The sequence below is a fragment of the Escherichia sp. E13S3 genome (genome assembly GCF_004212325.1).
Taxonomy (GTDB): Bacteria; Pseudomonadota; Gammaproteobacteria; order Enterobacterales; family Enterobacteriaceae; genus Escherichia.
On the sequence record NZ_RHJR01000004.1, the window covers coordinates 215533 to 237059 of the forward strand.

A 21527-nucleotide genomic window follows, 5' to 3' on the forward strand; every position below is an offset into this window, starting at 1 on the left:
GCATTAGTCCATTAATAATTGTCGGGTCAGCGTTTCGATATAGTTCTCATCAAGCCCGGTGGGATAACCATCAAAGGCCAGGTGAAGATACTCATGGGTTAAATCAAGACGATCCTGAAGCGTAAAGAAGTTACGAATAAACAGCCGTTTCTGCTGCCGATCGGTAAAGGGGAATCCCGAGGCTAAACGGCAAACCGCAAATACATCTGGTTCGTTGTAACCCGTCTCGCCTTGTAACACGCGTCGCCACTGGGGCATTTTTTTCGCCAGCCAGGCTTTCGCTTTTGGCAAAATCTGGCAAGTGGAGCGTGGGGCTCCCCAGCGACTAAGGCTGTTATCGGGATAAGCAAAGGCGAGTATCTGATCGTAACGTTCACCTTGTACCGCCTGGGCCGTGGCTTTACGCCAGGATAACGTGCCTTCGGCAGCACGGCTGCCGTGATAATGAACCGGATCGCCCGCATAGATGAGATCCTGCGTCCAGGCGGTCATCGTTCGCGCCCCCGTGGTAGCTGGCGAAGCAGAAACACGCTGCGTGGCGCTGCTGTCCGGGATGGTCAGGCAATCGCCTTCCCGATCGGCGTTTTGCTGTAAAAACGTGCGAATCGCCACGGTCATAGCTTTCGCTGCTTCAGGAGGCGTGCTTTTCGCTTCGCGATCCAGAACTCTGGCAACATACTCTTCACGATCGAGATGCGACTGTAATTTCAGTTTGCCCTTCTCCGTAAGTAACGTCGTCTCACCACGGCTAACAAACGTAATGTGGTTACCATTGGCGAACGTCACACGATAACGCCCATTGAGCACACCAGGTTTTACTGCCGTCGAGCTCTTTTCCTCAGTGACTTTTTTCAACGGATAGCGAGCAAACAGATCCACCAGTACACATTGCCCGCTGGCAACTTGCGTCGGCACAGGCAAAACCTGATTAAGTACCGTCGCATAACGGGTTAGTACCGTTTTGCTGGTGCCGCCACCTGCAACCCACAGCGGCGTGCCATCAGTTAACCATCCGGCAAAACCACCCTGCCGGATTTCCTGTTTATCATCGGCAAACCAGCTCCAGGTTTTCACCCGCACACGACTACCGAGCATAGACGCAACACCGATTTTCGCCTCGTCCAACACCACATCCAGTAAGACTTCCTGAGCTTTGTTTTGCGCGGGTAACGTCGCTAATGAATCAAGCAGCGATGTAACGGTTACCGACGTTTCTGGTTTCAGCGTAGAAAGAGATGCTAACCACGCCGGAGCCTGACGCGGTTGCCAGTATTGCCCCCATACATCTGCACTAATGTGCAACCGCTGCGGTGCAAAATAGAGTCCACAGGAGCGTACCAGCGCGGTATCGCGCGTTATGCTCTCCCCCGCCTGGCAACAATAAACCTCTTCCGGGGAGTTTCCGCGACACTGGTAGGGCTGCTCCGGTTGATGGGTATCCTCCAGCCAGGCGTAAACATACAGTTTCCACAAACTCCCTAACGGCGTGGTGAGCGTGTCAGGTAACGTCGAGACATTTGTCACGCCTGACGACGATAACTGATACAGTTGGTCATGCTGCGCGCCCCGCAGCGCCAGTTGTAACGGCGTCTCCTGTGCAAACGTCGGCAGGGTAACCAGCGTTAATAGCCAAACGACTCTGCGCCAGTTCACTTATTTCACCTGCATTCCGGTCCATTCGCGCCCTGCCGCAACACTTTGCTGCGCAGGTGCATAGGAACGCACATAGCGAGCAGGCGGCAGAACGAATTGCCCTTTTTGCGAGAAGCGCAGCAGATGGCGGAAAGTGACCGTTCCCGTCAGTTCTTTCACCGGCACCATATAGGCCAGTTCGCCCATTTCATTTCGCGCTTTTTCCAGCGATTGCCCCTGCTGTTTCGCGGCGTTGGGTTTATTGACCGAAATGCCCCACGTTGTCCGTTCAACATCGGCTCCCGGCGGCAGTGGGACTTCCACCTGACCGTAGCGCAGAGATGCATTCTGCTCGTTAGTAAGGGTGATTTCATCGAGATACAGCGCATCGCTGTTAATCTCATTGCTGGTCACCGGCTGCAACGTAAAACTCATTTCTTCATCACCGGGGATAAGCCGATACAACTGGCGTTCAACGGTCACCGGAATATTACTTTGTTGAGCCGTTTTTGCCGGTTCACGCCAGCGGACCTGCACGTTTTGCGGCGGTAATTCGTCACCAAAAGAGAGAATTTCCGGCACGCCCTGACCAACCCAACGCCAGTATTCGCCCCCTCCGGTTAACTTATGTTTGGCCCATGCACCCGCAGGCGCAGGCAACACAACCGGGGACATCGTCGCCATATATTTCGCCAGCCAGTTCATGGCCAGCGCGCGCTCAATAGTGGATTGCTCAGCGGTCAAACCACTTAAAATAGCGGCCGCCTGGGTGGTGTCGCCACCGCTATTAAGCAGCACAACCGTATGCGCCAGCAGCTGATCGCTGTTTGCCGCTTTATCCCACGCATACTGCTGAACCTGTGGCATCACAGTGGACTTCAACTGCGTTTTTTTCAGCAACGTCATGGTTAAGACGTTTGCCACCGCATCTGCCAGCGGAGATTCCGGTGTATCGAGGATCAAACTGTCATTGATATCGCTGGTGTCTTCCTCAGAGAAATCTTCTGTTTTAGTTCCGCGCCGGGCGATAGCTTCATCCAACCCTTTCAACAACGTTTTGCACGGCAGATTCATCTCCTGCGCCCACGCCAGCACCAGCGCCCGATGCAATAACGGCATGTTATCCGCCTGCTCCGCGTAGCTGTCGAGCATATGTTGCCAGTATTCCGGTTGTTGCGTCACGCCAAGGGCCTGGCTCGCTTGCCAGTCGGCGTACCATGCCCATGCCGTGAGGAATGCATCGCCATTGCCATCTTCACCCCACCAGGTAAAGCGCGCTCCTGGCCCCGCCAGTTGCATCAGCCGCAGACGGTTATCCTGAATCATCTGACGAATGTCTTTAGCGGCGGCACTTTGATGATCGGCAAGCGAACGCCAGGCAAGACTGAGCGGGATCAGACGGCTACCGGTGTTGATCACGCCCCCCCAGGGTTCCTCTATTAACGCATCAAGATTGTTGCGGAAAATCTCCTGCGGCGTTTCGCTACTTTGCAGCCGGATATTGCTCGCCTGCTCGGGCAACATCAGCGCGTTATCGCCACCGCCGAGCATGACGTTTTTCTGCTGTTCAACGGGCCAGCTGTTATCAACAAAAGACAGTTTTGTGCTAATGCTGTCCTGCACTTGCCCATTTTGTTGCAGTTCTGCGCTTAACAAGCCAGATTGCTGAATGTTCTGCGCCAGCGAAATATAGTTCGCCCCCTTATGCAGTGTCAGCGTCTGGCGCATCTCATCGCCCGCAAATTTACTCACCAGCTCTACCGGTTCGTTATCCTGCTGACTGAAGATAAACAGCCCTGCCGCTGGTTTGTCGCCAAGGCGATAGACCGTTGGCATACTCCACTTCATGTAGAGATTTTTTTCCGAACGCAGATAAGCACGCCCCTGCCCGACCAGTCCGTCGCCGTTCATCCCTCGAGCGGTAATGCGCCAGCGCGTTAACGAATCCGGCATCAGGAATGTAAAGTACGCTTTGCCTTGTTTATCCGTGGTTAGCGACGGTATCCATGCCGCGGTATCCACCTCTTCACGCCGTGGACGTTCAAGCATTTTTACTCGCCGCTCGCTGCGGTTAGTCGCGCCAGGCGCAACCGGCTCGCTGGAGAGCGCCTGGTCGTAGCTGATAAATGACAGACTGGAACTGGTGCGTACATTGTTACGTCCCAGCGGATAGAAAAATTTGCCGATACTCGGCGCGATTTCCGGTTGCAGCGCGTAGATCATTTCATCGACCACGCCAACCGTTAGCTGTGCAGAAACAGGTTTACCTTTCAGCGACGAGGTTAATTCGACATTGACCAGTTCACCTGGCTGGTAATGGGTTTTGTCCGTTTTCACCCGGATATCCAGCTGAGGAACGGCAACTTTGATCCCAGCGTTCTGAAAACTGTACTGACCGTTACGGGTATACAGCACCGAAAAAGTGATGTTGGGCGCAAAGGTATTGCTCACCGGAACGCGGGCTTCATACTGGGTATCGTTTAAGCGTTGTAGCGCCAGCCAGTTTGCCGGATGCGATAGCAGCGACTGCTGTTCCACGCGATCGCGTTCCAGCGTCAATAACGCTTCATCAATAGGCTCCGGGAAGGTAATCAGCATCTTCGCGGTTTCGCCTGGCTGGTACAGCGTTTTATCCGCCACGATATCTACCGTACCAGTATGCGCCGTGCTGCCCTTACCGCTGACGGCATGGCTTAACCCGGCGAGAATTAAGCCGTCTTTATCGCGTAATGTCAGATTGTAGTTGCCAGGTTTTTCGAAATTAACGGTGAAGGATTTACCGCCAGACGGTAGATCTCCGCTGTGGCTCGTGCGGTCTTCGAGACGCAACCATTCATACGTAACAGGAACCTGCTTTGAAGATTCCATCGCGGTATAACGGAAAACAACCGACTCGCCGCTATTACTGTATTGTGCGGCGGTGCTTAGAGAGTAATGCGCCAGACCGCGTTCAATGAGGATCTCTTTGGTTGTGGTAACACGATATGCCGCGCCGTCGCTGGCAGAGACGGTCAGTAAATAGCGGCTCGGTTTATCTGCTGCGGGAAGATTTAACGCCACGTGACCGCTGGCGTCTGAAACTGTTTCACTGCCTTCAAGCGACACAGGGAAGCGCCCGGCATAACGCAAATCGTTACCGACCATCGAAAGTTGTTGGGCGCGCAAACTTATCTGCACGCGGGCATTTTTTACCGGCTCGCCATCCGGGTAGAGCAGTTGCAGTTTGCCGCTGACCGCTTCGCCAGTTTTGAAATCTTTTCTGTCGAGAGCTAAACCAATTTCGAAATGTGGTTTGATGTAGTTTGCCACGCGAAAACTGCTGCTATAGACCTGCTTGCGGTAAGCCAGGCGTAACTCATAACCTCCGGCAACGGCATTTTCTGGCAAGCGGAAACTCCCCTGCCCGCCATTGCGCGCATCAAGCGTGACATCGACGGTTTGCAACAGGCTACCGTTGGCGTCCAGCACTGAAAGCTTCGCCGGCGCGCTGACGATAGGGGATGAATGCAACGGATCGTGGAACTCGCGGCCCATCACTTTGACATCAACACGATCGCCTGCGCGGTATAGAGGGCGATCGGTAAAGATATACAAGCGGGTGTTGTAGATTTCGCTTTCGTAGAAGAAGTTCTCGGATACAAAAACGCCGCCTTCAGCATCTTTACCCAGAATGTATGAACGTTCAGGCGATATATGTTGTAACTGCAAGGTGCCGCTGTCATTGGTGACGCCTCGGGTCATCACGCCAAGACCGTCAGTCCACAGGATTTCTGATCCAGGCTTCGCTTCCCCCTGCTTTTTGCCAGCGGTCCACACCAGAAGCTCGTTACCCGACACTTTACTCAACGCCACGGTATTGGAGACAAACACCACCGTTGTTGCCCGATAACCACCCACCATCGCTTCGACGAGATACAGCCCCGGCTCTTGTTTGCCGAGAGGAATATAAATGTTGCCAGGCTGCGGCGAGATGAAGTTACTGGATGCGCCTTCCAGTTTTACCCCTTGCTGCGGCTCAACCGGTTTTGCCTGCCATAGTGGATAACGGAACTGTTCCACCAGTGGATATTTCTTCAGTGGTGAAAACTGGCTGTTTTGTACATAACGGGAAGGTTTGATGATGGCATTGCCGAGCTGCAATTCCGGTAATGCCTGGGTCACATTCTGCCGTGACTGATAAGAGAAAGTACGCTGCATTACACGGCGAGATTTGCCGTACCAGTTATCCCACAGCCAGGTTAGCGTATTGTTCAGACCGTCACCCAGATACTGCGGTTGTACCACAATGCGGTGCAGGTTTTTCTGCTGACGCAGAAATGCCATCGGATCAGGAATACGATACAGGCGAACATCCACGCCGCCGTACTCTTCCATCTGATAACGTTGATAATCGCGCCCCGGCGCTTCCAGTCGCACTTTCGCCTCTTCGCTGCTGCTAAAACTGCTATCAGCGAGCAAAAAGAACGTTCCCCCGGCTGGCGGCGCATAGTTGCTGGAAGGAAGCGAATCGTCAGCATTAACAAGCCCTGTTCCCACAAGAGACAGGCACAGGCAGGCCGCTATTGCGCCAGAAAATTTAAACGATAAATGCCAATGAAATTGGGATTGGAATCGTTGGGTATCCATCGGGTGTCCTTCCATGTCATAAGTTGTTGCAGACTGACTGCGCGCATTCCGTTGTCAGTTTTCGTGGCGCTTCCGGTGTGGTAGATGACGTAACGCCCCATCCAGACCATTAAGTGCTGGGCATCGCCCTGATCGAAAAAAATCATATCGCCAGGCAGTGCCTGGTTTATGTCCTGGCCAATAAACAGGCTGTTGTACTGAATCAAATTAATCGCGGTCACATAGGGTCCGGTTTTCCTGTTCCCCTGGTTCCAGTTTTGTGCCAGTTGCCGCTGTTCAGGCGTTAGCATCATCTCTGGCGGCAAATACTGGTTAGATAAACCGTTACTTTTTAGCCATTTGCTATCGTGAACTTTCAGCGACTCGTTCGCTGCAAAGCGCACCAGGCCTGCGCAATCCTGCTGATACCAACGTGGACTTGGCCCCTGGCGTAGCTGTTCCTGCGCAATGCGCACAAACCAGGCTCGAAATAGTCCCGATTGTTCGACATTCAGCATTTCGCTATGAGCAACAAAACAACACAGCCAGCAAGTCAGTGCCAGCAGTCCACGCCTCATAATGGCTGCCAGTTGATTGGCAACCATTGCCAGGCGGCGCCCGGTTTCATCTGGTCCAGCTTCATGACATAACGAGGCTGTTGCGATAAAGCGTCCAGTTTCGGCATTAATATAGTTTGTGCGGCGTTATAAAAAACCGGTTCGAGATTCTTCGGCAGACTAGTCAGCGTTTCGTTACGCAGCAGTTTCGCCATTCCTTGTGGATTGATATAGACCGGAACGACGCCATCGGTGGGTATCACATCCACCATTGCCGGGCGGGTTTTATTCAGTGTTTGCAGCGCGTTATTAACCAGCGTGTCATCGAGGGAGAAAAGCAGCGTTTTGTTTTGCATCGCCAGCGACACGCGGAAAAAATAATCCGACATTAATTGATCGGGTTGCGCTGACTGTGCTTTCGGATACTGGCCGTATCGGGAACTCACTTCGCGACGCCAGATTTGCGCTTCGCCCTGCTGAGTTTGAGTTACCGGTAATACGCCTTCTGGCGCTTTGCTTTCACGAGCACCAATATTTTGGGTAAACAGTTTCCCTGGCAATTGCGCCTGTTCGTCAGTGCCATCAAACTGACCAACAAACAGTGGGGTTTGCAGTTTTGAATCCTCATACCAGCATAGCCCCGCGGCACCGTCTAACACCCCGTTCAACTTGTCGTTTTCCTGAGCGATTTGTGAGAGCATTTCTTCAGCAATACCGTGCGAGTAAGGCACCGCCACGCAGAAGCTGGCCCCGGCAGGCATACTGCTCCATACCGGCATAAAATCGAAACTGGCATCCACACTAGCGGATTCATCATTTAACGCCAGAAAGCTATGCCAGCCGTCGTTGCTCATTTCGAAACGCACTCCGGCAAAAGAAGGCATTAATCGCTGGTAGCCAAAACCCAGCAACCTGGCGCTGACCACGATGCGTTGGCGTACTGGCGTTTTTTCGGCAGCACGCTCTTCCAGACCGAAGCTGGCTTGCCAGCGTTTTTTACCGCTCAACAAATCACTTGCGATCGCCGTGGCTTCGGTATCCTGCTGGTCATCTTTAAACAGCATATCCGTGCTGGAAAACACCAGCATCTTGTCCTGATATGTCGCGAACATCAGGGCGTTATTGCCGTTATAGCGCAACTGATAAACAGGAATAGTTTCACTATTTAGCTTAATACTACTGATTTCCGTCTTGCTTAATTGGCTGTCGCTGGTAGCAGCAAACAGCAATGGCTCCAGCAACTTGCTCAAGCCACTACGCTGGATAAGCACCATGTAATGTGAAAGATGGCCTTGTTTATCATGCCACAGTGCCGCCTGCGCGGGCTGGTCTAAGAGCGACGAAAAGAGCTTATCTTTCAGCGTGAGATCGTGTTCATAGACAATGCGGCGAATACTGCCTTCAATGCCCAGACGATCGGCATGATTCTGATAATAGAAAACGAAATCTTCACTCAGGACATCGTGGAGAAAAGGAATAGTAAGGACATCTTTGGGAAGCTGGCTTAGAGAGTCGCTATCGAGAAAGAGGTCAGGCTCATTGAGATCGATTTGCAAATTATTGTGCACCACCAGCGGCGACAACGTTTTTTCTGGACCACTGCCAGTGTATTGCAATGCCCAGACGCCCGCGGAAAGGAGCGCAACAACACCGACACCTACAAGGCCATAAAACTGCCAGCCTTTCGCCTTTTTTTCACCGCTCATTGCCACATTCCTTGTGTATAACCGTCATTTTTGACGAACGAACCCGCCCTTTAGCGCGCCCTAATACGACAAAAGCCCAGACTTTGCAGCCTGGACTTTTCATTTCGAAGAAGGGATGTTTACTCCCTTCAGTCATGAAGCGATGAAATTATTCTTCTTCCGGTTCGTCGTCAACGTCCACTTCCGGAGCGATTTCATCGTCCCCTTCCGCGGCACTGCCGTCGATGGTATCCAGATCTTCTTCGTCAACCGGTTCAGCAACACGCTGCAGACCCACTACGTTTTCATCTTCCGCTGTACGGATGAGGATCACGCCCTGGGTGTTACGGCCCACGATGCTGATTTCCGAAACGCGAGTACGTACCAGCGTACCAGCATCGGTGATCATCATGATCTGGTCGCAGTCATCTACCTGCACCGCGCCAACCACTAAACCGTTACGTTCGGTAACCTTGATGGAGATAACCCCTTTCGTCGCACGCGACTTAGTTGGGTATTCCGCCACCGCGGTACGTTTACCGTAACCGTTCTGCGTTGCGGTGAGGATTGCGCCATCGCCACGCGGCACGATTAGAGAGACGACTTTATCGCCTTCGCCTAAACGAATACCGCGAACACCGGTAGTGTTGCAGCCCATCGCACGGACAGAAGACTCTTTAAAGCGCACCACTTTACCTTCGGCGGAGAACAGCATTACTTCATCTTCGCCACTGGTCAGGTCAACGCCGATCAGCTCATCGCCTTCAACCAGTTTGATCGCCACTTTACCGGCGGTACGCAGACGGTTGAATTCGGTGAGGACGGTTTTCTTCACAGTACCGTTAGCGGTCGCCATGAAGACTTTCACGCCTTCTTCAAACTCGGTCACCGGCAGGATCGCGGTGATACGTTCGTCCTGCTCCAGCGGCAGCAGGTTGACGATCGGACGACCGCGCGCGCCACGAGAGGCTTCCGGCAACTGGTAGACCTTCATCGAATAGACGCGACCACGGCTGGAGAAGCACAGAATATGGTCGTGAGTGTTCGCCACCAGCAGTCGGTCGATAAAGTCTTCTTCTTTAATACGTGCGGCAGATTTACCTTTCCCGCCACGACGCTGCGCTTCGTATTCAGAAAGCGGCTGATACTTAACGTAGCCCTGGTGAGAGAGCGTCACTACCACATCTTCCTGAGTGATCAGATCTTCCAGGTTGATGTCTGCACTGTTGGCGGTGATTTCAGTACGACGTTTGTCACCGAACTGTTCACGAACCAGCTCCAGCTCTTCGCGGATCACTTCCATCAGACGATCGGCGCTGCCAAGAATACGCAGCAGTTCCGCGATCTGATCCAGCAGTTCTTTGTATTCGTCGAGCAGTTTTTCGTGCTCAAGGCCAGTCAGTTTCTGCAAACGCAGATCCAGAATCGCCTGGGCTTGCTGTTCGGTCAGATAGTACAGACCATCGCGCACGCCGAACTCTGGCTCCAGCCATTCCGGACGCGCAGCATCGTCGCCAGCACGTTCCAGCATCGCGGCAACGTTGCCCAGCTGCCACGGATTAGCAACCAGCGCGGTTTTCGCTTCTGCAGGCGTCGGCGCATGACGGATCAGTTCGATGATCGGGTCGATGTTCGCCAGCGCCACGGCTAATGCTTCAAGGATATGCGCACGGTCGCGAGCTTTACGCAGTTCGAAAATGGTACGACGGGTCACCACTTCGCGGCGGTGACGAACAAACGCCGCGATGATGTCTTTCAGGTTCATAATCTTCGGCTGACCATGGTGCAATGCCACCATGTTGATACCGAAAGAAACCTGCAACTGGGTCTGGGAGTAGAGGTTGTTGAGCACCACTTCACCGACCGCATCGCGTTTCACTTCAATCACGATGCGCATGCCGTCTTTGTCAGACTCGTCACGCAGCGCGCTGATGCCTTCCACGCGTTTTTCTTTTACCAGTTCCGCAATTTTTTCGATCAGGCGCGCTTTGTTCACCTGATACGGAATTTCGTGGACGATAATGGTTTCACGCCCGGTTTTGGCGTCGACTTCCACTTCTGCACGGGCGCGGATGTACACCTTGCCGCGACCGGTACGGTAAGCTTCTTCAATACCGCGGCGACCGTTAATGATTGCCGCCGTCGGGAAGTCCGGGCCCGGGATGTGTTCCATCAGCCCTTCAATGCTGATGTCTTCATCATCGATATACGCCAGACAACCATTGATGACTTCCGTCAAGTTATGCGGCGGGATGTTGGTTGCCATACCTACGGCGATACCGGAAGAACCGTTCACCAGCAGGTTAGGAATTTTGGTCGGCATGACGTCAGGAATTTTTTCCGTGCCGTCATAGTTATCAACGAAATCGACCGTCTCTTTTTCGAGATCGGCCATCAGTTCATGGGCAATTTTCGCCAGACGGATTTCCGTATAACGCATTGCCGCCGCAGAGTCGCCGTCGATAGAACCGAAGTTACCCTGACCGTCTACCAGCATATAACGCAGCGAGAATGGCTGCGCCATGCGGACGATCGTGTCATAGACCGCCGAGTCACCATGGGGATGGTATTTACCGATTACGTCACCAACGACACGGGCAGATTTTTTATAGGCTTTGTTCCAGTCATTGCCTAGTACGTTCATGGCGTAAAGTACGCGACGGTGTACCGGCTTCAGGCCATCTCGGACATCTGGCAGCGCACGGCCAACAATGACCGACATCGCATAATCCAGATAGGAGCTTTTCAGCTCTTCCTCAATGTTGACCGGTGTAATTTCTCTCGCAAGGTCGCTCATCTAACCGCTATCCCTCTACTGTATCCCGGATTCAAAGGTCGCAAATTATAACACAGCCGCGCAGATTGAGGTAAACCAATACGCTTTATTCACATCCAATGCCTGATATACTCGATTGTCTTGCCAATTACGGAGTAGAAGTGCCAATGAATGCCGAAAAATCGCCGGTAAACCATAACGTAGACCACGAAGAGATCGCTAAATTTGAAGCCGTCGCCTCCCGCTGGTGGGATCTGGAAGGCGAGTTCAAACCACTGCACCGCATTAACCCGCTGCGTCTGGGCTATATTGCCGAGCGTGCTGGCGGTTTATTTGGCAAAAAGGTGCTCGATGTCGGTTGTGGCGGCGGCATTCTGGCCGAGAGTATGGCGCGCGAAGGCGCGACGGTGACTGGTCTGGATATGGGCTTTGAGCCATTGCAGGTGGCAAAGCTGCACGCGCTGGAAAGCGGCATTCAGGTAGAGTACGTACAGGAAACCGTTGAAGAACACGCGGCAAAACATGCCGGGCAGTATGATGTGGTGACCTGCATGGAAATGCTGGAGCACGTCCCCGATCCGCAGTCAGTGGTCAGAGCCTGCGCACAACTGGTAAAACCGGGTGGCGATGTCTTTTTCTCCACGCTTAATCGTAATGGCAAGTCGTGGCTAATGGCGGTGGTCGGCGCTGAATATATTTTGCGCATGGTGCCTAAAGGCACGCACGACGTGAAGAAGTTTATTAAACCGGCAGAATTGCTGGGCTGGGTGGATCAAACCAGTCTAAAAGAGCGCCATATGATCGGGCTGCATTATAACCCGATCACTAATACTTTTAAGCTCGGCCCCGGCGTTGATGTGAACTATATGCTGCACACGCAGAATAAGTAAGGTTGTTGTTTGGATTCATCCGGCAACCGCGCCAATGCCTGATGCGACGCTTGTCGCGTCTTCTCAGGCCTACAAATGCTCCCGTCGGCCGGATAAGGCGTTGACGCCGCATCCGGCAACCGCGCCAATGCCTGATGCGACGCTTGTCGCGTCTTATCAGGCCTACAAATGCTCCCCGTCGGCTGGATAAGGCGTTGACGCCGCATCCGGCAACGATGTCGGGCGGACAGCGACTACCATTTCACCGTCATTGATAGAAACCCTGCCGTCTGGGCAAAATCATCGCTTCCTTTCTGCCACGCCACGCTGCCTCGCAGGGAAACTCGCTGACTGATATTGCCTGTGATCCCCACCTTTATTTCACCACGCTGCTTCGCCGCATCGTCACTGATTTGGCTGCCATCTTCTTCAATTTCCGTCGAATGGGGATCGTGATAATAATTCAGATCTAATGTTGGTGTGACATGAACAGCGGTACGCCATTCACTGTGTAATCCCAGCCGCGTCTGAATATCATCGCCCTGCGATTGTGACACCCGCGCATGGTTAGCGGCGGTAAAATCATCCTGCTGCACGCCCTGATAAATCACCTGCGCCTGCGGTTCAATCACCACACCACGCCCCGGTAACCACTGATACCCCGCTTCCAGCGAAGCAACGATCCCTGATGAGTGGTAATGGTCCGCGCCGTCGTTTTGTTCGCTAACATCATTCGTAAACCACGCGTATTGCAGCCAGCTATCCAGCCAGGCCCCCTGCCTCTGATTACCGTGCTGAAACCAGCTGGACGTCAGTCCAACGGCATAACCGTGGTTCTGGTTATCGGCGCGAGTTCCGGTCATATTCGAGCGGCTGTCCCCCTGGTTATCGCTGTAGCCACCTACAATCCCAAGCATCCACTCGCCATCATCGCCCCAGCGCCCCCTAATCAGGTCACCGCTAAGCTGCACCGTAGAAGTGTCTTCATGCTGAGCCAGTTGCCCTGCCGCCGTGTAATGATTACGTCCGCCGGTAACACGTAAATTCAGCGTTTGACCATCGCCACCAGCGTGATCGCGTCGCTCCATCATAAACGCCTGATTTGCCGCCCGCAGGTTATTAAAATATCCACCAACTTTGGCATTCAACACCGGCTGGTAGGCAGGTGTAGGTTCCGGGTCGGGTGTTGGATCAGGATCCGGCGAGGGATCGGGAGTCGGATCCGGATCGGGTGGTGGCGTCGGAGTGACTTTTTGCGAACGCAGATACCAGTCATTATCATCTTCCACCAACGTATAGTCGTAAGCGCCCATATTGACGTAGCCGCTGCCCGCCAGACTAAACTGCGCATTGTTTTGATATTGCGTGGGATCGGCTGCGAAATCAATCACTTTAATGCCTGTAGATGTCGGCTCACCAATCCCGGTAATGGGGTTAACCACCACGGTCGTGTTGCCAGCAGTATTACCGTTCAACACCAGTTGGTCGCTTGCTGAGTCATCGCCGTTTAATTCGCTATCGAGCAGTAGCGTACCGCCGCCGGTATAATCACCGTTTACCGTCAGCGTATCGCCAGCGACGCCATTTTGCAGGCTAATCGCACCGGACGTATTGGTCAGATCACCATTAACCGTCACGTCTGAAAGATAAGTCAGACTGTCGGTTTCCAGGTTGGTATTAAGCTCACCTGTCAACATCACACCATCGGTGGCATTCACCAACGTACCGTCGCCGTTAAACAGCGAGGCATCCAGTGCGGCGGAAGTATCCTGCCCGGTCAGGCGCAAAACCGTACCATCGCTGATGTCGATAGTGCCGCTGGAAGTAGCATCAATAGACTGAATATCCTGATCCGCGCCAGTCTCGAACGTAGCCCCGTCACCGACCCACAGTGACGAAGCATAAGGAAAGATATCCGCAACATCGCCTTTCAGGGTGCCGTCTTCTACTCTCACCGCCGACTGCGTCGTACCGCTGGTAGTCAGCTCCAGCGTGCCAGCCCCCGTTTTAGTCAATGTGCTACCCAAATCCTGATGCTGCCCGCTGCTGTCAGCCATCAGTGCGCCCCACTGCGTGTCTACACCCGCATCCACCATCACTTCACCATCGGCGCGCATTTCGATATCACGTCCGTGGCCTGCCGCCTCTGAACGCGTGTCAACGTCGGAGGTAATCTCCATCACGCTTTCTTGTTGATTATCAGTAAAGATAACCTGGCGGTTATAGTGGGTATCACCAAGCTGAGAGTTGTCGCTCACCACCAGCGTACCGGAAGCGATTTGTGTTGTGCCGAGGTATTGATTGTCATTTGCCAGGCTGACCTGCCCGTCACCAGCATCCACCACCACATAAACACCATTATTCCCGTCATCGCCAATATGCAGATCATCGCCACCGTAAAGATCGACAACATCCTGCTGACCAATCACCGTACCGCCGCTGCCACTGATTTCCAGACCATCGTTCTCTGACGTACCGCTCTGCCAGGTAGTGAAATCGGAGAGATCCAATACGCCGCCGTTTAACACGATGGACTGCGGATCGTCCTGCATATCCGCAAGGTCCGTGGCGTTACCCGAAAGCGAGAGGATTGCGCCATCTTCCACCACAATATCGCCGGTCAGCGCCATCGACTGCGCCCCCGCCAGCACATAGCTGCCGTTTTCAGCAATCGTGAGTTGCCCGGCACCTTCAATGGTTCCGCTAAAACCGCCTGCATTAACGGTAACATTACCGCCAGCATCAATATTTAAGGTGCCATTCTGAAACCCCGTCAGGGAGTGAACAAAAGTCTGCTGTGTAGCGCCAACGTTCAATTCCGCCTGGTCATCCCGATGGCTGATACTGCCGACCATCAGGCCATAGCAATTTTGCGAATTACTCTGGCAACGGTCATCGCCGACATTCATCAGCGAATTGCTACGCCCCAGCGTCACTTCACCGTTTTCGATCCGCATCTCGCCGGTAAAATTATTATTATCCGCATTGAGCACCAGTTCGCCCGCGCCGGTTTTACTGATACTCCCGGTTCCGGCAATGGAATCGATCGCACCATCGTTACTTACGTTACCGATAACCAGAGTTTTATTGGCAGCGATATCAAACCTTACCTGACTTGAATCGACATACATAAAGCCCCCCGCCGCAGTGGAAGGACCATCCCCATAACCTGCTGCGCTGTTGTTCTCATCCACTAACACGCCGCCGTTCTGGCTATAGCTGTCACCAACAGAAATATCAATAAGATAGGGAGCCGTCGCGCTATTGGTATAAATCGCCCCGCCATAACCTTCGGCAGTGTTATTTGTAAAGACAGTGTTATTTATTATCGTATAACCTGAAGGATGCTTGCTGTCGCTATTATTATCGGTGACATCAATTGCGCCGCCATCACCATCACTGTAACTTGTTGATGTGTATGCCTGGTTATTATCAAAAATATCATCACTTAAATAGACGTCATTATTGATAGTATAAATTGCACCACCTTTGCCGTCATTGGCAATGTTTTTGCTGAACACAGTATTAGCAACACTTATATCTACTGCACCAGGGTCATTGGTCCCAGAAGAGTAGATAGCGCCACCATATCCTCCGGCCACGTTACCCACAAAAATAACATTATCAAGATTCAGCGTTGAGTTTTCTTTGGCAAATATTGCCCCACCATTATTATATTCGCCATTTACGGTATTATTCGCAAACAAGGTCATACCGCTTTCATTTTCTGGCGATAGTAAAAGTCCTGCCCCCTGTTGCAAAAATACTGCCCCTCCGCTGGCGTTATTTGTCATATCCGAAAAAACCAGCCATTGTCCATCAGCGACGCTCCAGTCTTGTGTAATGCCTGAAAGGCTTTGTCTGCTGGCCTGGCAACTGCTGGTTACGTAGCTTCCCTGACATGATTCAAAAGCCTGCGACGAGGCATTTGCGGCTGTTAATGACCCCGCCATTATGGCAGGGATCCCCCATATCATCCCTTTAGCAGAAAAAAGAATCCATTTTTTACTTTGCATGACCTGGTTACCACTTAAATAACATCGGTCTATTAAAAAACAGGTTCTGCCTTTAAATAAAAATTAATTGTAAATCGCAAATAAATTAACCTTATGACATGGCAGTTAATGATAATAAATAGATCTGAAAATTATCTTAAACTCACATTAATTCTTTAATTAACAATACTTAAATGACATTAATTTTATTAAATAATTTATCAACCATGAGAAAAATCAACATTGAGAGTAATTATTTAACATTAACTGAATAAAAAACCACCGTTACCAACCTTACAGCAGGTTACAAATGCTCATATTATGAACAACGAAATAAATGATTGCTCCAGATGCTGTTGTAGGAAAATCAATTTTTGTTGAATTGAATAAAGCGCAACAAATAACCTGGATCAATAATTATCTTAAATTGAACGTTCAAGAAATCACCGAACGGTTATTTTTAACAAATTTTTCTCTTCCCATTGACTTTCCCGAACACCTTGTCTGACCTAAGGTACGCGGAAGTCGCTTTTTCCTTCCTGAGTTATCCACAAAGTTATGCACTTGCAAGAGGGCCGTTTTCACACTATCTTGCAGTGAATCCCAAACATACCCCCTATATATAGTGTTCGTTGCAGCTTTCCTTACTACAGGTAGTTGGCGTGAAACTATTGCGGAAAGAATTCCCAAAACAGGTACGACATACATGAATCAGAATCTGCTGGTGACAAAGCGCGACGGTAGCACAGAGCGCATCAATCTCGACAAAATCCATCGCGTTCTGGACTGGGCGGCAGAAGGACTGCATAACGTTTCGATCTCCCAGGTCGAGCTGCGCTCCCATATTCAGTTTTATGACGGTATCAAGACCTCCGACATCCACGAAACTATTATCAAGGCTGCCGCAGACCTGATCTCCCGTGATGCGCCGGATTATCAGTATCTCGCCGCGCGCCTGGCGATCTTCCACCTGCGTAAAAAAGCCTACGGCCAGTTTGAGCCGCCTGCGCTGTACGACCACGTGGTGAAAATGGTCGAAATGGGCAAATACGATAATCATCTGCTGGAAGACTACACGGAAGAAGAGTTCAAGCAGATGGACACGTTTATCGTTCACGATCGCGATATGACCTTCTCTTATGCTGCCGTTAAGCAGCTGGAAGGCAAATATCTGGTACAGAACCGCGTGACCGGCGAAATCTACGAGAGCGCCCAGTTCCTTTATATTCTGGTTGCCGCGTGCCTGTTCTCGAACTACCCGCGCGAAACGCGTCTGGAATACGTGAAGCGTTTTTACGACGCGGTTTCCACATTTAAAATTTCGCTGCCAACGCCAATCATGTCAGGCGTGCGTACTCCGACTCGCCAGTTCAGCTCCTGCGTGCTGATCGAGTGCGGCGACAGCCTGGATTCCATTAACGCGACCTCCAGCGCGATTGTGAAATACGTTTCCCAGCGTGCGGGGATCGGCATCAACGCCGGGCGTATTCGTGCACTGGGTAGCCCGATTCGTGGCGGTGAAGCGTTCCATACCGGCTGCATCCCGTTCTACAAACATTTCCAGACGGCGGTAAAATCCTGCTCCCAGGGCGGCGTGCGCGGCGGTGCGGCAACGCTGTTCTACCCAATCTGGCATCTGGAAGTGGAAAGTCTGCTGGTGCTGAAAAACAACCGTGGTGTAGAAGGCAACCGCGTGCGTCATATGGACTACGGGGTACAAATCAACAAACTGATGTATACCCGCCTGCTGAAAGGTGAAGATATCACCCTGTTCAGCCCGTCCGACGTACCGGGGCTGTACGACGCGTTCTTCGCCGATCAGGAAGAGTTTGAACGCCTGTACACCAAATATGAGAAAGACGACAGCATCCGCAAACAGCGCGTGAAAGCGGTTGAGCTGTTCTCACTGATGATGCAGGAACGTGCGTCTACTGGTCGTATCTATATTCAGAACGTTGACCACTGCAATACCCATAGCCCGTTTGATCCGGCCATCGCGCCAGTGCGCCAGTCTAACCTGTGCCTGGAAATCGCTCTGCCGACCAAACCGCTGAATGACGTTAACGACGAAAACGGTGAAATCGCGCTGTGTACGCTTTCTGCTTTCAACCTGGGGGCAATTAACAGCCTGGATGAACTGGAAGAGTTGGCCGTTCTGGCGGTACGCGCACTTGACGCGCTGCTGGATTATCAGGATTACCCGATCCCGGCAGCCAAACGCGGGGCGATGGGTCGTCGTACACTGGGTATTGGTGTGATCAACTTCGCTTACTATCTGGCGAAGCACGGTAAACGCTACTCCGACGGCAGCGCCAACAACCTGACGCATAAAACCTTCGAAGCGATTCAGTATTATCTGCTGAAAGCCTCTAATGAGCTGGCGAAAGAGCAAGGCGCATGTCCGTGGTTTAACGAAACCACCTATGCGAAAGGGATCCTGCCGATCGATACCTATAAGAAAGATCTGGATGTCATCGCTAATGAGCCGCTGCATTACGACTGGGAAGCACTGCGTGAGTCAATCAAAACGCACGGTCTACGCAACTCCACGCTTTCTGCTCTGATGCCGTCCGAGACCTCTTCGCAGATCTCTAACGCCACTAACGGTATTGAACCGCCGCGCGGTTACGTTAGCATCAAAGCATCGAAAGACGGTATTTTGCGCCAGGTGGTGCCGGACTATGAACATCTGCACGACGCCTACGAGTTGCTGTGGGAAATGCCGGGTAACGATGGCTACCTGCAACTGGTTGGTATCATGCAGAAATTTATCGATCAGTCGATCTCTGCGAATACTAACTACGATCCGTCACGCTTCCCGTCAGGAAAAGTGCCGATGCAGCAGTTGCTGAAAGACCTGCTCACCGCCTACAAATTCGGGGTCAAAACGCTGTATTATCAGAACACCCGTGACGGCGCAGAAGATGCGCAGGACGATCTGGTGCCGTCAATCCAGGACGATGGCTGCGAAAGCGGCGCATGTAAGATCTGATATTGAGATGCCGGATGTGGCGTAACCCCTTATCCGGCCTACGGTTCGAATTTGTAGGCCTGATAAGACGCGCCAGCGTCGCATCAGGCACAGGATGCGGCGTAAAATGCCTTATCCGGCATTAAAACCACAGGACACATTCATGGCATATACCACCTTTTCACAGACGAAAAATGATCAGCTCAAAGAGCCGATGTTCTTTGGTCAGCCGGTCAACGTGGCCCGCTACGATCAGCAAAAATATGAAATCTTCGAAAAGCTGATCGAAAAGCAGCTCTCTTTCTTCTGGCGTCCGGAAGAAGTTGACGTCTCCCGCGACCGTATCGATTATCAGGCGCTGCCTGAACACGAAAAGCACATTTTTATCAGCAACCTGAAGTACCAGACGTTGCTCGATTCAATTCAGGGTCGTAGTCCGAACGTAGCACTGCTGCCGCTGATCTCGATCCCGGAACTGGAGACCTGGGTCGAAACCTGGGCATTTTCAGAAACAATTCACTCTCGTTCCTATACCCATATCATTCGCAATATCGTTAACGATCCGTCTGTTGTATTCGACGATATAGTCACCAACGAGCAGATCCAGAAACGCGCAGAAGGCATTTCCCGCTATTACGATGAACTGATCGAGATGACCAGCTACTGGCATTTGCTGGGCGAAGGCACCCACACCGTCAACGGCAAAACCGTGACCGTTAGCCTGCGCGAGCTGAAGAAAAAACTTTATCTCTGCCTGATGAGCGTTAACGCGCTGGAAGCCATTCGTTTCTACGTCAGCTTTGCTTGTTCCTTTGCCTTTGCAGAACGCGAACTGATGGAAGGTAACGCCAAGATTATTCGCCTGATTGCCCGTGACGAAGCCCTGCACCTGACCGGTACTCAGCATATGCTGAATCTACTGCGCAGCGGCGCGGATGATCCGGAAATGGCGGAAATAGCCGAAGAGTGTAAGCAGGAGTGCTATGAGCTGTTTGTCCAGGCGGCACAGCAGGAGAAAGACTGGGCGGATTATCTGTTCCGTGACGGTTCGATGATTGGTCTGAACAAGGACATTCTCTGCCAGTACGTCGAGTACATCACCAACATCCGCATGCAGGCAGTTGGTTTGGATCTGCCGTTCCAGACGCGTTCCAACCCGATCCCGTGGATCAACACCTGGCTGGTGTCGGATAACGTACAGGTTGCTCCGCAGGAAGTGGAGGTCAGTTCTTATTTGGTCGGTCAAATTGACTCGGAAGTGGACACCGACGATTTGAGTAACTTCCAGCTCTGATGACCCGCGTTACCTTGCGCATCACTGGCACACAACTGCTGTGCCAGGATGAACACCCTTCCCTTCTGGCGGCGCTGGAATCTCATAATGTGGCGGTTGAGTACCAGTGCCGCGAAGGCTACTGCGGCTCCTGTCGCACACGCCTGGTTGCAGGTCAGGTTGACTGGATTGCCGAACCGTTAGCCTTTATTCAGCCAGGGGAGATTTTGCCCTGTTGTTGCCGGGCAAAAGGCGATATCGAAATCGAGTTGTGATCTGGCACTAGTGCCAGATGCGACGCTGATGCGTCTTATCTGGCCTACAACGATTACATGGCGTAGTAATACGCTTTCACCTGTTCCCAGTCGGCTTTGGGGATCGGCTCCAGATATTTTTCCAACTGGCGGAAGTCATGATTAATCGCTTTATCGCGACGCAAGCGACGGCGGCTTTTCTCCAGATCAAGAAATCCAGCTTCTGCTTTACCTTCTGTTTTCACATAGATATGGCGAACATAACAGCAACCATGCTGCCGATTAACGCTATGCATTTTCTTAAACGCCAGCGCTACCGCTTTTAGCATCCCTTCGCGAACATCATCAGCAAAAGGCGTAATTGCATGTTGCGCATACCAGTCAGCAATGCTGACAAACCCCGCCATATCTTCTGTCACCAGCAACGCACGCCATTCGCCATCAATTTTCACGGCTTCACCAAAAACGATTTTCGGCACAATCACGCCAGCGCGTTCCAGATCTTTTATCACCGCAATCTCCCGCACAATCGTCGGGCGACCAAAGGGATAGCGCAGCGAATGAAAGAGATGCTGAGTCATTCGCTTCACGTAAATTTTTTGCCCGTCTCGTTCAACGCATTGCACCCCACTCATGCCATTGCGGCGGAAATTCGGCTCTTCAACCCAGTCTCCTTCCGTTGCCCACCAGTGATTAAATTCATCGAGTTTTGCTGAAACAACCATACCCTGTCGCCTGTTGTTATTGTTAACGACAACGACTATAGGTGTTCACCTTAAGAAAAACTTAATAAAAAGTGTTTATTAATGGGTTCCTTTTGCCGGAAACAAGTCATCCCGTGCTAAATAACAGAAAGTAAGGATAACTAACAGATTTTATTGAAGAATTAACTATGCCACTATGTGTAGGG

General features: G+C 52.0%; 11 protein-coding genes. 4 read left to right on the top strand and 7 right to left on the bottom strand.

Annotated elements, in window-relative coordinates:
- Positions 1 to 3: 3 nt before the first annotated feature.
- The 5 genes from D9597_RS06325 to gyrA form a co-directional block, all read right to left on the bottom strand.
- On the bottom strand, positions 4 to 1653 hold the full coding sequence (locus D9597_RS06325; RefSeq protein ID WP_130221908.1) for a YfaQ family protein: 1650 nt from the start codon (positions 1651 to 1653) through the stop codon (positions 4 to 6).
- Complete coding sequence (locus D9597_RS06330) at positions 1654 to 6168, bottom strand: alpha-2-macroglobulin (protein ID WP_205712906.1); 4515 nt, start codon at positions 6166 to 6168, stop codon at positions 1654 to 1656. It lies immediately after the preceding gene.
- A 23-nt stretch (positions 6169 to 6191) separates the two neighbouring features.
- Positions 6192 to 6815 (bottom strand): DUF1175 domain-containing protein, encoded by a 624-nt coding sequence (locus tag D9597_RS06335; RefSeq protein WP_130221909.1) that lies wholly within the window; start codon positions 6813 to 6815, stop codon positions 6192 to 6194.
- Entirely contained in the window at positions 6812 to 8500 is a 1689-nt protein-coding gene (locus D9597_RS06340) for a DUF2138 domain-containing protein (protein WP_130221910.1), read from the bottom strand. Before D9597_RS06340 ends, D9597_RS06335 begins: the two co-directional genes overlap by 4 nt.
- 148 nt (positions 8501 to 8648) lie before the next feature.
- Positions 8649 to 11276, bottom strand: coding sequence for a DNA topoisomerase (ATP-hydrolyzing) subunit A (gene gyrA, locus D9597_RS06345; protein WP_001281237.1), 2628 nt, complete (start codon positions 11274 to 11276; stop codon positions 8649 to 8651).
- Positions 11277 to 11422: 146 nt separating this feature from the next.
- On the opposite strand from gyrA, the gene ubiG reads away from it, so the two are divergent.
- Positions 11423 to 12145 carry a bifunctional 2-polyprenyl-6-hydroxyphenol methylase/3-demethylubiquinol 3-O-methyltransferase UbiG gene (ubiG, locus tag D9597_RS06350; RefSeq protein ID WP_130207157.1) on the top strand — a complete coding sequence of 241 codons (723 nt, stop codon included), beginning with the start codon at positions 11423 to 11425 and terminating at the stop codon, positions 12143 to 12145.
- A 233-nt stretch (positions 12146 to 12378) separates the two neighbouring features.
- On the opposite strand, the gene yfaL is transcribed toward ubiG, so the two are convergent.
- Positions 12379 to 16140: an AIDA-I family autotransporter adhesin YfaL/EhaC gene (yfaL, locus tag D9597_RS06355; RefSeq protein WP_130221911.1), complete on the bottom strand. Its 3762-nt coding sequence runs from the start codon at positions 16138 to 16140 to the stop codon at positions 12379 to 12381.
- A 685-nt stretch (positions 16141 to 16825) separates the two neighbouring features.
- Between yfaL and nrdA the strand changes: the two genes are divergently transcribed.
- From nrdA to yfaE, 3 genes are all read left to right on the top strand, one after another.
- On the top strand, positions 16826 to 19111 hold the full coding sequence (gene nrdA / locus D9597_RS06360; RefSeq protein WP_130221912.1) for a class 1a ribonucleoside-diphosphate reductase subunit alpha: 2286 nt from the start codon (positions 16826 to 16828) through the stop codon (positions 19109 to 19111).
- A 142-nt stretch (positions 19112 to 19253) separates the two neighbouring features.
- Positions 19254 to 20384 carry a class Ia ribonucleoside-diphosphate reductase subunit beta gene (gene nrdB, locus D9597_RS06365; protein ID WP_130207160.1) on the top strand — a complete coding sequence of 377 codons (1131 nt, stop codon included), beginning with the start codon at positions 19254 to 19256 and terminating at the stop codon, positions 20382 to 20384.
- The gene (gene yfaE / locus D9597_RS06370) at positions 20384 to 20638 is read left to right on the top strand and encodes a ferredoxin-like diferric-tyrosyl radical cofactor maintenance protein YfaE (RefSeq protein ID WP_130207161.1); all 255 of its coding nucleotides are present in this window, start codon (positions 20384 to 20386) and stop codon (positions 20636 to 20638) included. The genes nrdB and yfaE overlap by 1 nt, the downstream gene beginning before the upstream one ends.
- Before the next feature lie 53 nt (positions 20639 to 20691).
- On the opposite strand, the gene inaA is transcribed toward yfaE, so the two are convergent.
- Complete coding sequence (gene inaA, locus D9597_RS06375) at positions 20692 to 21342, bottom strand: lipopolysaccharide kinase InaA (protein WP_130221913.1); 651 nt, start codon at positions 21340 to 21342, stop codon at positions 20692 to 20694.
- Between the last annotated feature and the right edge of the window lie 185 nt (positions 21343 to 21527).